16 protein-coding genes are annotated in these 14205 nt (G+C 65.1%); 7 read left to right on the top strand and 9 right to left on the bottom strand.

Annotation, left to right across the window (positions count from 1 at the left end):
* The first annotated feature begins 252 nt into the window (after positions 1-252).
* Genes ffh through rpsP form a run of 3 tightly spaced genes read left to right on the top strand, consistent with a single transcriptional unit; the run spans position 253 to position 2616 of the window.
* Positions 253-1836 (top strand): signal recognition particle protein, encoded by a 1584-nt coding sequence (gene ffh / locus EN862_RS24265; protein WP_127866063.1) that lies wholly within the window; start codon positions 253-255, stop codon positions 1834-1836.
* A gap of 7 nt (positions 1837-1843) precedes the next feature.
* The gene (locus EN862_RS24270; RefSeq protein WP_127866064.1) at positions 1844-2170 is read left to right on the top strand and encodes a chorismate mutase; all 327 of its coding nucleotides are present in this window, start codon (positions 1844-1846) and stop codon (positions 2168-2170) included.
* Positions 2171-2220: 50 nt separating this feature from the next.
* Positions 2221-2616, top strand: a complete 396-nt coding sequence (rpsP, locus tag EN862_RS24275) for a 30S ribosomal protein S16 (protein WP_127866065.1) — start codon at positions 2221-2223, stop codon at positions 2614-2616.
* Positions 2617-2686: 70 nt separating this feature from the next.
* On the opposite strand, the gene EN862_RS24280 is transcribed toward rpsP, so the two are convergent.
* The 3 genes from EN862_RS24280 to EN862_RS24290 all read right to left on the bottom strand — a co-directional run bounded on the left by EN862_RS24280 (position 2687) and on the right by EN862_RS24290 (position 4825).
* Entirely contained in the window at positions 2687-2950 is a 264-nt protein-coding gene (locus EN862_RS24280; RefSeq protein WP_127866066.1) for a YMGG-like glycine zipper-containing protein, read from the bottom strand.
* A gap of 234 nt (positions 2951-3184) precedes the next feature.
* On the bottom strand, positions 3185-3595 hold the full coding sequence (locus tag EN862_RS24285; protein WP_127866067.1) for a DoxX family protein: 411 nt from the start codon (positions 3593-3595) through the stop codon (positions 3185-3187).
* 324 nt (positions 3596-3919) lie between these two features.
* The gene (locus tag EN862_RS24290) at positions 3920-4825 is read right to left on the bottom strand and encodes a bestrophin family ion channel (protein ID WP_127866068.1); all 906 of its coding nucleotides are present in this window, start codon (positions 4823-4825) and stop codon (positions 3920-3922) included.
* A gap of 157 nt (positions 4826-4982) precedes the next feature.
* Between EN862_RS24290 and EN862_RS24295 the strand changes: the two genes are divergently transcribed.
* From EN862_RS24295 to EN862_RS24305, 3 genes are all read left to right on the top strand, one after another.
* The gene (locus EN862_RS24295; RefSeq protein ID WP_127866069.1) at positions 4983-5390 is read left to right on the top strand and encodes an ACT domain-containing protein; all 408 of its coding nucleotides are present in this window, start codon (positions 4983-4985) and stop codon (positions 5388-5390) included.
* A gap of 203 nt (positions 5391-5593) precedes the next feature.
* Positions 5594-5863, top strand: coding sequence for a type II toxin-antitoxin system prevent-host-death family antitoxin (locus EN862_RS24300; RefSeq protein WP_112128743.1), 270 nt, complete (start codon positions 5594-5596; stop codon positions 5861-5863).
* A complete protein-coding gene (locus EN862_RS24305) occupies positions 5860-6273 on the top strand; it encodes a hypothetical protein (RefSeq protein WP_127866070.1) in 414 nt (137 codons plus the stop codon). The genes EN862_RS24300 and EN862_RS24305 overlap by 4 nt, the downstream gene beginning before the upstream one ends.
* A gap of 137 nt (positions 6274-6410) precedes the next feature.
* Here EN862_RS24305 and EN862_RS24310 read toward each other — a convergent pair whose 3' ends face one another.
* A complete protein-coding gene (locus EN862_RS24310) occupies positions 6411-7445 on the bottom strand; it encodes an aspartate-semialdehyde dehydrogenase (RefSeq protein ID WP_112128745.1) in 1035 nt (344 codons plus the stop codon).
* A gap of 644 nt (positions 7446-8089) precedes the next feature.
* On the opposite strand from EN862_RS24310, the gene EN862_RS24320 reads away from it, so the two are divergent.
* On the top strand, positions 8090-9982 hold the full coding sequence (locus EN862_RS24320) for a DEAD/DEAH box helicase (protein ID WP_127866072.1): 1893 nt from the start codon (positions 8090-8092) through the stop codon (positions 9980-9982).
* 259 nt (positions 9983-10241) lie between these two features.
* On the opposite strand, the gene EN862_RS24325 is transcribed toward EN862_RS24320, so the two are convergent.
* The 5 genes from EN862_RS24325 to EN862_RS24345 all read right to left on the bottom strand — a co-directional run bounded on the left by EN862_RS24325 (position 10242) and on the right by EN862_RS24345 (position 14140).
* Entirely contained in the window at positions 10242-10838 is a 597-nt protein-coding gene (locus EN862_RS24325; RefSeq protein WP_127866073.1) for a GNAT family N-acetyltransferase, read from the bottom strand.
* A 2-nt stretch (positions 10839-10840) separates the two neighbouring features.
* Positions 10841-11944 carry a 3-isopropylmalate dehydrogenase gene (leuB, locus tag EN862_RS24330; RefSeq protein ID WP_127866074.1) on the bottom strand — a complete coding sequence of 368 codons (1104 nt, stop codon included), beginning with the start codon at positions 11942-11944 and terminating at the stop codon, positions 10841-10843.
* A 218-nt stretch (positions 11945-12162) separates the two neighbouring features.
* Positions 12163-12513 carry a VOC family protein gene (locus EN862_RS24335; protein ID WP_127866075.1) on the bottom strand — a complete coding sequence of 117 codons (351 nt, stop codon included), beginning with the start codon at positions 12511-12513 and terminating at the stop codon, positions 12163-12165.
* A gap of 9 nt (positions 12514-12522) precedes the next feature.
* Positions 12523-12906, bottom strand: a complete 384-nt coding sequence (locus tag EN862_RS24340; protein WP_127866076.1) for a RidA family protein — start codon at positions 12904-12906, stop codon at positions 12523-12525.
* A gap of 325 nt (positions 12907-13231) precedes the next feature.
* Positions 13232-14140 (bottom strand): hypothetical protein, encoded by a 909-nt coding sequence (locus tag EN862_RS24345; RefSeq protein WP_127866077.1) that lies wholly within the window; start codon positions 14138-14140, stop codon positions 13232-13234.
* Positions 14141-14205 lie beyond the last annotated feature (65 nt).

The raw sequence follows: 14205 nt of genomic DNA on the forward strand, positions 1-14205 counted from the left end.
ATGCATTAGCCTTGACTCCGCGGCCGATTTCCTGTCTAGAGCCGCTGAACTTCAGCGACGAGTATCCTTCGCGAAAGCCGACCAGGACGCCGAAGCCTCTTTGAGGCAAGAGCTGTAAAGAGATCCTGGAGGCCAACACCCGGCAGCGCGATGCGCCCCCGGGTGCTTTTTGGCTTTGCGCTTTTGCTTGGCGACCCGGCGCGAACGCACTACCTCTCGGGCACCCACAGGTGTCAGGGAAAAGGAAGCAGAATGTTTGAATCACTCCAGGAGCGCCTTGGCTCCATCCTGAACGGCCTGACCGGCCGCGGCGCGCTGTCGGAGGCGGATGTCTCGGCGGCCCTGCGCGAGGTGCGCCGCGCGCTGCTCGAAGCCGACGTGGCGCTGGAAGTGGTTCGCTCCTTCACCGACAAGGTGCGCGAGAAGGCGGTCGGCGCCGCGGTGCTGAAGTCGATCAAGCCCGGACAGATGGTCGTCAAGATCGTCCATGACGAGCTGGTCGAGATGCTCGGCGCCGAGGGCGTCGCCATCGACCTCAATGCGCCGGCGCCCGTCGTCGTCATGATGGTCGGCCTGCAGGGCTCCGGTAAGACGACGACCTCGGCCAAGATCGCCAAGCGCTTGACCGAGCGGCAGAACAAGAAAGTCCTGATGGCCTCGCTCGACACGCGGCGGCCCGCCGCGCAGGAGCAGCTGCGCCAGCTCGGCGAGCAGACCAAGGTCGCGACGCTGCCGATCATCGCCGGCCAGAGCCCTGTCGACATCGCCAAGCGCGCCGTGCAGGCAGCGAAGCTCGGCGGCCATGACGTCGTCATCCTCGACACCGCCGGCCGCACCCATATTGACGAGCCGCTGATGGTCGAGATGGCCGACATCAAGAAGGTGTCGAGCCCGCACGAGATCCTGCTGGTCGCCGACTCGCTGACCGGCCAGGACGCCGTCAACCTGGCGAAAAGCTTCGACGAGCGCGTCGGCATCACCGGCCTGGTGCTCACCCGTATGGACGGCGACGGCCGCGGCGGCGCCGCGCTGTCGATGCGCGCCGTCACCGGCAAGCCGATCAAGCTCATCGGCACCGGCGAAAAGATGGACGGGCTGGAGGAATTCCATCCCAAGCGCATTGCCGACCGCATCCTCGGCATGGGCGACATCGTTTCGCTCGTCGAGAAGGCCGCCGAGACCATCGACGCCGAGCAGGCGGCGGCTATGGCCAAGAAGATGCAGTCGGGCAAGTTCGACCTGAACGACCTCGCCCAGCAGCTTCAGCAGATGTCGAAGATGGGCGGCATGGGCGGCATCATGGGCATGATGCCCGGCATGGGCAAGATGAAGGACCAGCTCGCCGCCGCCGGCTTCGACGACAAGATGTTCCGCCGCCAGCTCGCCATCATCTCCTCGATGACCAAGGCCGAGCGCGCCAACCCCGACATCCTGAAGCATTCGCGCAAGAAGCGCATCGCCGCCGGCTCCGGCACCGACGCGGCCGAGATCAACAAGCTCTTGAAGATGCATCGCGGTATGGCCGACATGATGAAGGCCATGGGCGGCAAGGGCAAAGGCGGTGGCCTCATGCGCGGCATGATGGGCGGCCTTGCCTCGAAGATGGGCCTTGGCGGCATGATGCCGGGCGGCGGCATGCCCGATCTCTCCAAGATGGACCCGAAGCAGTTGGAGGCCTTGCAGAAGCAGGCGCAGGCCGCCGGCCTCGGCAAGGGCCTGCCGGGAGGCTTGCCCGGTGGACTTCCCGGCGGCGGAGGACTGCCCGGCCTGCCCGGCGGCATGAAGCTTCCCGGCCTGGGTGGCGGCGGACTGCCGGGTTTGGGCAAGAAGAAGTGAGGGGGCGATGAACGAGGAGAAAGACATGGCCGACGCACGCGTCATCCTGGCTGGCTATCGCGCTTCGATCGACAACATCGACGCCGCCCTCATTCATATGCTGGCCGAACGCTTCCGCTGCACCAAGGCGGTCGGCGTGTTGAAGGCCGAGCATGGCCTGCCGCCCGCCGATCCGGCGCGCGAGCAGCAGCAGATCGCCCGCCTTCGCCAGCTGGCGAAGGATGCGAATCTCGATCCCGATTTCGCGGAGAAGTTTTTGAACTTCGTCGTCCGTGAAGTCATCCGCCACCACGAACAGATCGCCGCGAACAACGGCGCTGCCAAAGCCGGCTGAGAATTCAGCCGCAACCACATCAACGAAATCAGAGCTTTTAGGAGAAAAGAATGGCACTGAAGATCAGACTGGCCCGTGCGGGTTCGAAGAAGCGTCCTTACTACCACGTCGTCGTTGCCGACGCCCGTTCGCCGCGCGACGGCCGTTTCATCGAGTCGCTGGGCTCGTGGAATCCGCTGCTGCCGAAGGACGGCGAGCGCGTCAAGGTCGACGCCGAGCGCGTCAAGCATTGGCTGTCGCACGGCGCCCAGCCGACCGACCGCGTGCTGCGCTTCCTGGACGAAGCCGGCCTTGCCAAGCGCGAAGCCCGCTCGAATCCGAACAAGGCGCTGCCCGGCAAGAAGGCGCAGGAACGAGCCGCGCTGCTGAAAAAGGCGCAGGAAGATGCCGCTGCGGCAGCAGCCGCGGCGACCGCCGCGCCGGCCGAGGCCGCCACCGCCGAGTAATCGCGGTCCTTTTCGCATATGAGAACGGCGGGCACGTGCCCGCCGTTTTTGTTTGGCCGGTCCGATATCCTCAGTAGCCGGACGGGCAGGCCGCCACATAGACGCGACCGTACCGGTCTCGATAACGGCACTGGCCGCTTTCGCTGGCATGGCCGATCAACGCGCCGGCGACCGCGCCAACGGCGCCGCCAACCACTGCGCCCTGAACCGGATCACCCGCAACGGCCGCGCCGACCGCCGCGCCGCCCAGGCCGCCGACCGCCGCGCCCTTTTCCGTTTGCGAGCAGGCGCCCAAGGCCATCGTCAGCACCAGAATGGTAATTGCTTTCTTCATTGCTGTTCCTCTCTCAAGCGCCGTCCTCGCCGCCATGGCCTAAACTCATGAACAGCTAAATTGATCCCGGCGATGGCGAAGATTGGCCGGCTACATGCCGGCCGCATCTACGGAACTACGCGCCAAGCTGTTGAAATCTCACGACTTTCACCACTCGACAGCGCGTTTCAGCTTGTCGAGCCCGGCCTCGAAGTCCTTGCCGATCAGGTTATGAGAATGGCGGTGAGCACCCTCTTATCGGCTGAACGGGATCAGCGCCCGCACTCTTGCGTCGCGCAGATAAAGCCCGCCCCACAGGATGATGCCGAGATAGACGCCGAACAGCGTGTGCGAGAACAGAGGGTTGCCGATCCGCACATGGGTCGAGATCGCGCCGCCCATATAGGCGGTGAGCAGGATCGCGCCGAGCACCGAGGTGCGTGGGATGGCATAGAGCGCGGTCGAGATCAGCCCGATGACGCCGAGCAGGCGCGCGACATTGGCGTCGGCCGGCCAGCCGAGCTGCGCCATCGTCTGGGTGACGATATCCAACGGCGGCAGCTTGATGACGCCGTCGAAGATCATGAACAGGACGATGACGGCGCTGAGCGCGCGCCCGGTCCACAAGGCGCTGTTCGAGACGGGCACGGCTTCGGAAATGCTCATGGATGTTCCCTCCAAGGGTTACGAACGCCGGCCATTTTGCCGGTTCGATCCAAGGACGGAGGAGCGGACCGCGATCCTACACGGCTGAGGTTCTTTTCGGCGCGGGCGCAGCTGTCTTTCGTCATCCTTGGGCTTGACCCAAGGATCCATGCCGTGACCTAAGCCGAAGAATGCAGCGGCTCAGAACGAGCGTTCCCACCCGCTGTGAAAGGGTGCCTAGCTTTGGTCCGCTTTGCCTATCACACACGTCACGGCATGGATCCTAGGGTCTACGCGCGTCGCTTCGCTCCTTGCTCCGCCCTAGGATGACGAAGTTGCCTGCGCCTATGAAAAATAGAACTTGTCGGCCGCGATCATCTTCGGCGGGGTCTCGTCCAGCGCCTCGAACACGGAAATCTCGCAGACGCGGCAGAGGCCGTCGAGCGCCAGGTCGTTGGCCTCGATGCCGAACGGGTCCTCGAGCTCTTCCGACAGCGCGTCGAGGCCGAAAAAGGTGTAGGCGATCAGCGCCGTGAACAGCGGCGTCGCCCAGCCCGTGGTCGAGACCAGGCCGAACGGCAGAAGCAGGCAGACGACATAGGCCGTGCGGTGCAGCAGAAGCGTATAGGCGAAGGGTAGGGGCGTGCCGGCGATGCGCTCGCAGCCGGCCTGGATGGCGGCGATCGCGGCCAGCCTTTCATCGAGGATGCGGAAACCGATCGGATCGAGCGCGCCGGCCTCGCGTCGCGCGTTGGCGCGCCGGCCCATGCGGCGGACCATGTCGTCCGCCGGGTTGGTGCGGGCGGCCGCCTTGTCGACCTCGTCGCCGATGAAGGCGCGCACGTCCTTTATGCTGTCGATCCGCCGCAATTGCCCGCGCAGCAGATGGCAGAAGGCCAGCGCCTCCATCAGAAGCGCGCGCTGCTCGGCGCGGTCGCCGATCAGGCTGGTGGTGGCGCGCGCCAGGTTGCGGATCTCGAAGACCAGCGCGCCCCAGAGCTTGCGCGCCTCCCACCAGCGGTCATAGGCGGCGTTGTTGCGGAACGACAGATAGATCGACAGCGTCACGCCGACCAGCCCGAAAGGCGCGATGCTGAAGGCGCTGAGATCGAGCTGGAAGTGCCGCGCCAGCACCAGGATAACCGCCGCATAGATGGCGAAGCCGAAGATCTGCGGCAGGATGCGCGGCACCACCGAGCCGCGCATGATGAAGAACAGCTGCAGCAATGTCGGGCGCGGGCGGACGATCATCGGGTGGAACCTTTGCGAGCCGTTATGTCTCTACGGCGATAACGAACCCCAAGCTCAGCCGCCAGCGACATCGCCATGTCGTTCAGGCGCCGGACCGTTGACGTTTCGAGCGGGACTGTCGAGAACGTCACGGAGCGCCAGACGAAGGGAAGGAAAAATGAGCGGCGAGACGGACCTGAGAAAGCTGCTGGCATCGATGACGCCGCGGCTTTACCCGGAAGTCCATGTCTTCGCGACCTTGCCGCCCGACGCAATCCTGCCGGAAGGCGTGGAACCGGTCATGCGCTTCGTCGAGCGCGAGGGCACGACGCTGATCCTGACCGAAAGCCAGGCAAAGGCCGCCGGTGTCGCCGGAACGTTCCTCTGCCGGATGATCACGCTCGACATCCATTCTTCGCTCGAAGCCGTCGGCTTCCTCGCCGCTATCACAACGCGGCTGGCGGCAGCCGGCATGGGCATCAATCCGGTCTCGGCCTTCTATCACGACCATCTGTTCGTGCCGGCGGAGCGGGCAGAGGAGGCCATGGCTATACTACGGCAGCTGGCGGCGGAGAGCGGTGCCTGAGCCACGAGAAGATCGAAGAGCCGGCGGTACCTTCCCACTCCGCAGGGAAAGGAGCCGAAGTGCGGAACGGCCTCATGCCGGCGACTGGCTTGCCCATCTCGACGGCGATCCTCAAGCCCAGCCGTGGGCGCATTTTTCATCGCCTTTGCGCAAATGCTGCCAATGCTGTATATAACAGCAATCAGTAACAGTAGGAGATCGCTATGCCCCGCTCAGGGGGTTCCTATTCCACGAGCGAGCTTTCCCGGAAGTCCGGCGACATCATCGCCGAGGCCCTGCGCCGTCCGGTGACGATTACCCAGCGCAACAAACCGCGTCTCGTGCTTCTCAACATTGAGGATTACGCGCGGCTGGTGCGCCAGTCGGATAGCCGCTCTGCCGGTACAATCGAGACCATGTCTGACAGCCTCTTCGCCGATTTCGAGAGCGCCGTTGAAGCCTATGCGCAGGAGGATGAAACGGGGCGGACATGAGCTACGACGACATCCGCACGGCAACGGTCATCCGTTACCCTTACCTCTGGGCACGCCAAGCCCGCGCCGGCGAGACGGAGGGCCGCAAGGAACGGCCCGTCGCCGTCGGCGTGCGGGTTGTGCGAGCGGATGGCGATCTTGTCCTGTTCTTCCCGATCACCACCAAGGAGCCGGAGAAAGCTCGGTTCGCGGTGGAGATCCCCGCCATCGAGAGGCGCCGCGCCGGACTCGACGCCGACCGGCGGTTGTGGATCATCCTCGACGAGTTCAACTCCGATCTCGTCGGCAAGTCCTTCGATCTCGAACCCGAGCCGCCGATCGGACGCTTCAGCAAGGCCTTCTTCCTGCCGCTGCTGCGGGAGTTCATCGTCAGACGCAAGGCCTTCATCGAAGTCATCCGCTTCCGCTAGCTTGGCACAGCCGCGTTCCTCCATGAGTGAGAACAAACGGCCGAAGGCCGAGCCCGCGACCGCGGGCCGCCCGGCGCCCCCGCGGAGGGCCAGCCGCGATAGCGGCGATACGGCCCGTGAGCGGGAACTAAACTCCGTCAGGCCGCCTTCTTCTTCGGCTGGATCAGGCCGCGCTCGACCAGCAGTTCGGCGATCTGTACGGCGTTCAGCGCCGCGCCCTTGCGCAGATTGTCGGAGACAACCCACATCGACAGGCCGTTGTCGACCGTCGAATCCTCGCGGATGCGCGAGATGAAGGTGGCGTCCTCGCCGGCCGATTCCAGCGGCGTGATGTAGCCGCCGTTCTCGCGCTTATCGAGCACCTGGCATCCGGGCGCCTCGCGCAGGATCTCGCGCGCCTCGTCCGCCGTGATTGGCTTCTCGAACTCGATGTTGACCGCTTCCGAATGGCCGATGAACACCGGCACGCGCACGCAGGTCGCCGTCAGCTTGATCTTGGGATCGAGCATCTTCTTGGTCTCGGCCACCATCTTCCACTCTTCCTTGGTGGAGCCGTCATCGAGGAAGACGTCGATATGCGGAATGACGTTGAAGGCGATGCGCTTGGTGAACTTCTTGACCTCGACCTGGTCGGCGACGAAGACGGCGCGGGTCTGCGTGAACAGCTCGTCCATGCCTTCCTTGCCGGCGCCGGAGACCGACTGGTAGGTGGCGACGACGACGCGCTTGATGGTGGCGACGTCGTGCAGCGGCTTCAGCGCGACGACCAGCTGCGCCGTCGAGCAGTTCGGATTGGCGATGATGTTCTTGCGCGAGAACAGCGAGACCGCGTCCGGGTTCACCTCCGGCACGATCAGCGGCACGTCCGGGTCGTAGCGGAAGGCCGACGAATTATCGATGACGACGCAGCCCTGCTTGCCGATCTTGGGCGACCATTCCTTGGAGACGTTGCCGCCGGCCGACATGACGCAGAGGTCGGTGTCGGAAAAATCATAGGTGTCGAGCGCCTTGACCTTCAGCGTGCGGTCGCCGAAGGACACTTCGGTGCCCTGGCTACGCCGCGACGCCAGCGCCACCACTTCGCTCACCGGGAAGCCGCGCTCGTCCAGAATGTTGAGCATTTCGCGGCCCACATTGCCCGTGGCGCCGACTACCGCAACCTTGAAACTCATCTGATATCTCCTGTCCCTCTCCGCTTGGTTGTTGGAGAAAACCCGCCGGCCTCATGCGGGTTTCATCCCCCGGGCCGGACCCGGGAGAGGGTGGTTAGGCCAAGGGAATCACACCGTTTTGGTGGTGGTTTTTTTGGCCGTAGTTTTGCTGGAACGGACGGACGCGCCGAAGCGCCCGGCCCGATGTTGTGCATCGCGGCTGGGTGCGTCGAATGCAAGAAGAGCCATCAAAAGGCCACGCATCGAATAACGATCCCGTTCGACGCGGGCTTTTACGCGGTTTGGCAAAAGAGTCAATTGGCAGCGCGGCTCCCTTCTCCCCCGTCTCTATACGGGGAGAAGGTGCCCGAAGGGCGGATGAGGGGCGGCGCTGACTTCGACAGTTAGCTCGTCCGGAAGTGATGGCCTCTCCACTTGGCTACCCATCAGCGTTAGCGCTGCCCCTCACCTGCCTGCCGGCATCCTCTCCCCGTATAGTGACGGGGAGAGGGGCGCTCTCGCCAGCGGTTTCGCCAATCGCCGCACTGCGCACTACTCTGTACAATGGGGGTCGCAGGAAGTAGGAACGCCCAAATATCCTTTGGCTGCATGTGTCAGCCCGGCATGCTGCCCGATAAGCAAGCTTCGAATTCCGAAAGAAGAAAATGTCCAGTTTCGAGATGATCGTTCCTGCGCTGGCAGAGGCGCTGGAAAAGCGCGGTTATTCAGCGCTGACGCCGGTGCAGAAGGCGGTGCTGGAGCCTGAGCTCGGCGAGGCCGACGCATTGGTGTCGGCGCAGACCGGTTCTGGCAAGACCGTCGCCTTCGGCCTTGCCGTGGCGCCGACGCTCCTTGGCGAAGCTCAGCGTTTCGCCGCCGCCGGCGCACCGCTGGGCTTGGTGGTGGCGCCGACGCGCGAGCTGGCGCTGCAGGTGCGGCGCGAGCTGGAATGGCTCTACGAGCTGACCGGCGCGCAGATCGCCTCCTGCGTCGGCGGCATGGACATGCGCACCGAGCGGCGCGCGCTGGAACGCGGCGCCCACATCGTCGTCGGCACGCCCGGCCGGCTGCGCGACCACATCACGCGCGGCGCGCTCGACATGTCTGGGCTGAAGGCCGTTGTGCTGGACGAAGCCGACGAGATGCTCGATCTCGGCTTTCGCGAGGACCTCGAATTCATCCTCGACGCCGCGCCCGCCGGACGCCGCACGCTGATGTTTTCTGCCACCGTGCCGCGCTCCATCGCCACACTGGCGAAGAGCTACCAGCGCGATGCCGTGCGCATCTCGGCCGGCGGCGAGGAAAAGCAGCATCTCGACATCGAGTACCGGGCGCTTTCCGTCGCGCCCGCCGATCGCGAGAACGCCATCATCAACGTGCTGCGCTATTACGAGGCGGCCAATGCGATGGTGTTCTGCAACACCCGCGCGGCGGTGAACCACCTCACCGCGCGCTTTAACAACCGCAATTTCTCCGTCGTGGCGCTGTCCGGCGAGCTCAGCCAGAACGAGCGCAGCCACGCGCTGCAGGCGATGCGCGACGGCCGCGCGAAGGTCTGCATAGCCACGGATGTCGCCGCGCGCGGCATCGACCTGCCCAACCTCGAGCTGGTCATCCACGCCGACCTGCCGAGCAATCCGGAGACGCTGCTGCACCGCAGCGGCCGCACCGGACGCGCCGGCCGCAAGGGGGTGAGCGCGCTGATCGTGCCGGGCAATGCCCGCCGGCGCACCGAGCGGCTGCTCGCCAATGCCGGCCTGACCGCGACCTGGGCGAGCCCGCCCTCGGCCGACGAGGTGCTGCGGCGCGATGACGAGCGCATTCTCGCCGACCCATCCTTTGGCGAGCCGGTGAAGGATGAGGAGCGCGACTTCGCCGCCGCGCTTCTGGAGCGGCATGGCGCCGAGCTGGTGGCCGCCGCCTTCGTGCGGTTGTGCCGCGGCAGCCGCTCGGCGCCCGAGGACCTGATCGACGTCGGCCCCTTCGCGCCGTCGAAGGAGAAGTTCGCGCGCCGGGAGGAAACACTTGGTCGCGGGGAAGAAGCATCGGGCCGCCGCGACGATTTCGGCGACAGCGTCTGGTTCTCGCTGTCGGTCGGCCGCCGCCAGAATGCCGAGCCGCGCTGGCTGATCCCGATGCTGTGCCGCACTGCCGGCATGTCCAAGCGCGAGATCGGCGCCATCAAGATGCAGCCCGAAGAGACCTTCGTGCAGATAGCCGCCGACTGGGCCGACCGGTTCGTCGCCGCGATCGGCCCCGACCGCAAGCTGCAGGGCAGCATCGCGGTCAGGCGCATCGACGGCACGCCCGATTTGTCGCGCGCCGGCTACCGGCCACAGAGGCCGGACAAGAAACCGCATCGCGGCAAGCGCGCTTTCGATCAGGGCACACCCGGATTCGAGAAACGAGCGTCGGGCGAGCGTCAGCATCCAGGGGCGCCGGACTCAAAGCCCTGGGCGAAGAAGCCCGGCAAGGCAAAATTCGACAAGCCGAAGTTCGATAGGCCGAAATCCGACCGACCCGCAAATCGCAAGAAGCAGAAGAAGCGGCCGGCTTAGAGTCGCCAGGTTGGAAGCCACCTGCGGCGAACGCCCGCGTCTCCTTCGGCGGCAAATCGCAACTTTCGAGATTGGCCGAAGCGTCCGAACTTCGTCATCCACGGGCGGAGCGGGAGCGAAGCGGACGCGTAGACCCGAGGATCCATTCCGTGACCTCGCGCGAATGGTAAAGGCGGTGCAAAACGAGAGCCTTCTGCACCGCTGCGACGCTCATAGGTCACGGAATGGATTCTATGGTCTGCGCTCGTCGCTTCGCTCCTCACTTCGCCATAGAATGACGAAGGCGCGGTGGCTGTCGGCTCGCGCGACGTCGGGCTGACCGGCTGTCTTGCCTTGCTTGGTGCACCCCGGCTTTGGCGCCCGGCCGGCGTCGGGTTCTAGCGACCCTGTTCAGCGCGTCGCCCGACAGCCTAAGGAAAATCTTCTGGCCGTGGCGCTCGGCGCCGAGCCGGTCGTAGAAGCGCAGCGCGCCCTCGTTCCAGTCTTCGGCGGTCAGATCGATGCGGCCGATGCCCCTTTCGACGCAATAACCGGCGAGGAAGCCGATTATTGCGCGGCCGACGCCCCTGTCGCGGGCGCCGTCGCGCACGAACAGATCCTTCAGGAACATCAGCCTTTCGAGATCGATGCCCGGATGGGCGATCGCCACCGAGGCGAGACCGGCCGGCTCGCCATCCAGGAAAGCCAAGGCGAAATGCGGATAGGCCGGGCTCTCGTCGCTCAGCCATTGCCGCGCCGTGGCGGCCGCCCGGCCATGATCGAGCGGCGTCTGCCGGTAATGCGTCGCCATCGCGCAAAGCAGGATGGCGAGCGCCGGAGCATCGTCGGTCGTCGCCCAGCGGACGTCGACCGGCATTATCAGCCCAGGAACTTGGCGATGATGGCGTCGCCCATCTGGACCGTGCCGACCTCGGTCATGCCTTCCGACATGATGTCTTTCGTGCGCAGGCCGTCGTCGAGCACGGCGGCGATTGCCGCTTCGAGCTTGTCGGCCTCGGCGACCATGCCGAAGGAATAGCGCAGGCACATGGCGAAGGAGGCGATCATGGCGATCGGGTTGGCGATGCCCTTGCCGGCGATGTCGGGCGCCGAGCCGTGCACCGGCTCGTAGAGCGCCTTGCGCTTCTTGGTCTTGGCATCCGGCGCGCCGAGCGAGGCGGACGGCAGCATGCCGATCGAGCCGGTGAGCATGGCGGCGATGTCGGACAGCATGTCGCCGAACAGGTTGTCGGTGACGATGACGTCGAACTGTTTCGGCCAGCGCACCAGTTGCATGCCGCCAGCGTCGGCCAGCATATGGTCGAGCTTGACGTCGGAGTAGCGCGCTTTGTGCGTCTGGCTAACGACTTCGTTCCACAGGACGCCCGACTTCATGACGTTGCGCTTTTCCATCGAGGTGACGTGGTTCTTGCGGGTCCGCGCCAGCTCGAAGGCGACGCCCGAGATGCGCTCGATCTCGAACGTGTCGTAGACCTGGGTGTCGATGCCGCGCTTCTGGCCGTTGCCGAGATCGATGATCTGCTTCGGCTCGCCGAAATAGACGCCGCCGGTGAGCTCGCGCACGATCAATATGTCGAGGCCCTCGACCACATCCTGCTTGAGCGAGGAAGAGGCGGCCAGCGCCGGGTAGCAGATCGCCGGACGCAAATTGGCGAACAGCTCCATGTCCTTGCGCAGGCGCAGCAGGCCGGCCTCGGGACGCACCTCGTAAGGCACGGCATCCCATTTCGGCCCGCCGACGGCGCCGAACAGCACGGCATCCGCCGCCATCGCCTTCGCCATGTCGGCATCGGAGATCGCCGCGCCATGCGCGTCATAAGCGCAGCCGCCGACCAGGCCCTCGTCGGTGGCGAAACCGCCGCCGAGCTTGTCGTTCATGGCCCTGATCAGCTTCTTCACCTCGGCCATGGCCTCGGGGCCGATGCCGTCGCCGGCGAGCAGGAAGAGATTTTTCGAAGCCATGGAGAACCGTCCCGGGAGAGAAATTGAACCGGCGCCTTGCTAAACGCCAAGCGGGCTGGGCGCAAGGGGAGCTCTCGAAGCTTGGTTTGCTCGCCCCCGCAAAGCGGGGGAGAGGTGTCCGCGAAGCGGACGGAGAGGGGGCCTTCGTAGGGCGCTCCCCTCTCCGTCTCGGCTTCGCCGAGCCACCTCTCCCCACTTCGTGGGGCGAGGAACCCCAGCTACCGATGCGCCAAAATATTCACCAGCCTGCCGAATGGATCGCGAACATAGAAGCGCCGCACGCCCCAGGGCTCGTCGGCCGGACCGTATTCGATGGCGAAGCCGGCCTTCCTCATACCGGCAAGCGCCGCGTCCACATCGTCGACCTCGACCGAAAGGTCCGGCACCGGCGTGCCCGACCCGCCTTGCGCCATGAAGCTGACCTGGACCTGCATGCTTTCCTCGGAGCCGTAGGTGGCGATCCAGCCTTGATCCATGAGGATATCGAGGCCGAGCACGTCCTGATAGAAGCGCTTCGCCGCCGCGATATCCTTCGTGGCGATGTTGGCCACGATGCGCCGGACCGTCATCGCTAGCTCCTATGCCGTGCGCCGCAGCGCCGTCACCTCGATCTCGATCTTCATCTCCGGCTTGTTGAGCTGGCACACGATCATCGTCGCCGCCGGGCGGATGTCGCCGAACGCCTCGCCGAGGATCGGGAAGACCACGTCAACCAAGGCCTGGTCGGTGATATAGTAATGCGCACGCACCACATCGGCCATGTCGAAGCCGCCATCGGCAAGCGCCTTGGCGATGGTGGCGAGGCAATTGCGCGTCTGCGCCTCGACCGTGTCGGGCATCGTCATGGTCGCATAGTCGTAGCCGGTCGTGCCGGACACGAAGCACCAGTCGCCCTGAACCACCGCCCGCGAATAGCCGGCGGTCTTCTCGAAGGGAGAGCCTGTGGAGATGAGCTTGCGCATGGGAGCCTCGCGTTGGTTGCGCTCCTCTAGCAGGGGAAGGCGGCGTGGTCGTGGGCCAAGCCAGGGCGGACTATTGTCAGGAATGGCAGTCGCGACTTAGGCGATTGGCCGAAGGCTCCCTCCGGTCGTCATTCCAGGGCGGAGCAACGAGCGAAGCGACGTGCGTAGACCCTGGAATCCATGCCGTTACGCCAAGGCGCCGCCAACGGTGCAGAATTCTGCTCCGCTGCATTCTACGGCAACAGTCCCGGTATGAATCCTCGGGTCTCCGCTCCGCTGCGCGTCGCTCCGCCCGTGGATGACGAAGCCGCGCTGAACCGAATCCCTAGTTCCCTTGCGCATCCTCATAGGCCTTCTTGATATCCGCCGGCCAATCCTTCACCGGCGGCCAGGCCTGCGGCTCGCCATTGTCGCCGCGGCGGGCGAAATAGACTTTCTGCTTGGCCGGGTCGACGGCCATGAAGCCGTCATTGCCGCCGCAGTCATGCGGCACGCAGCCGGTGGCGTAGAAGGCGCCGGACGCCGTCTTTTCGGTGCCGCCGCCAACCAGCAGGCTGGTCGCCATGTCGGGCATGTCGTTGCCGAGCAGCGCCTGGCCGGCCTTGTAGACCGCCTCGTTGTGGAAGGCGTCGATGATGTTGTCGTATTTCGACGGGTCGACATCCTTCCAGTCGGTTCCGGGTTCCGGTGTGTAGGTCAGGTTGCCCGAGGTCGTCAGCCCTTCCGTGGGCGACCATTGCAGCGCCGGCTTGGTATCGCCTGGCAAAAGATAGGGGACGAAATAGATGGCGCTGTCGGAGACGGCGGCCGGCGGCGCGCCGCATTCGTCCTGCTCGACCGTGGTGGTCTCAATCTCGCCGTCTTTCTTCCAGACGATGACCTTGGCCGGGCCGCATTGATTGCCGCCGTCGCCGACATCGACGAGCGCGACGTTCACGTCGCCGATCTTGACGATCTTGTCGAAGAAGACGTCGTAATTGCTGGCCAACTGCTTGCCGTCATAGGCAAGCACCTTCTCGCCATCCTGCTCCGGTTGCGTGATGGTGAGCTGTCCGCCTTCGAACGGGATCGGCGCCTGCTTGTCGTCCTCCGACGCAGCCTGGTCACTGCCCTGGTCGGCCGCGCCTTGATCGGCAGCCGGCTGGTCGGACGTGGCAGGCGCGGTGGTCTGCGCATTGACGCTGATTGTGGCGAGAAGGATTGCCGCCGAAGCAGCCAGAAGCGAGCGTGTCATGACTGTCCCTCCATTCAGTCGCCACGAACCCGGCCGCGAACGGCCGGGCCACTATGTTCAGAATG

Source organism: Mesorhizobium sp. M2E.F.Ca.ET.219.01.1.1 (assembly GCF_004016445.2).
Classification (GTDB): Bacteria; Pseudomonadota; Alphaproteobacteria; order Rhizobiales; family Rhizobiaceae; genus Mesorhizobium.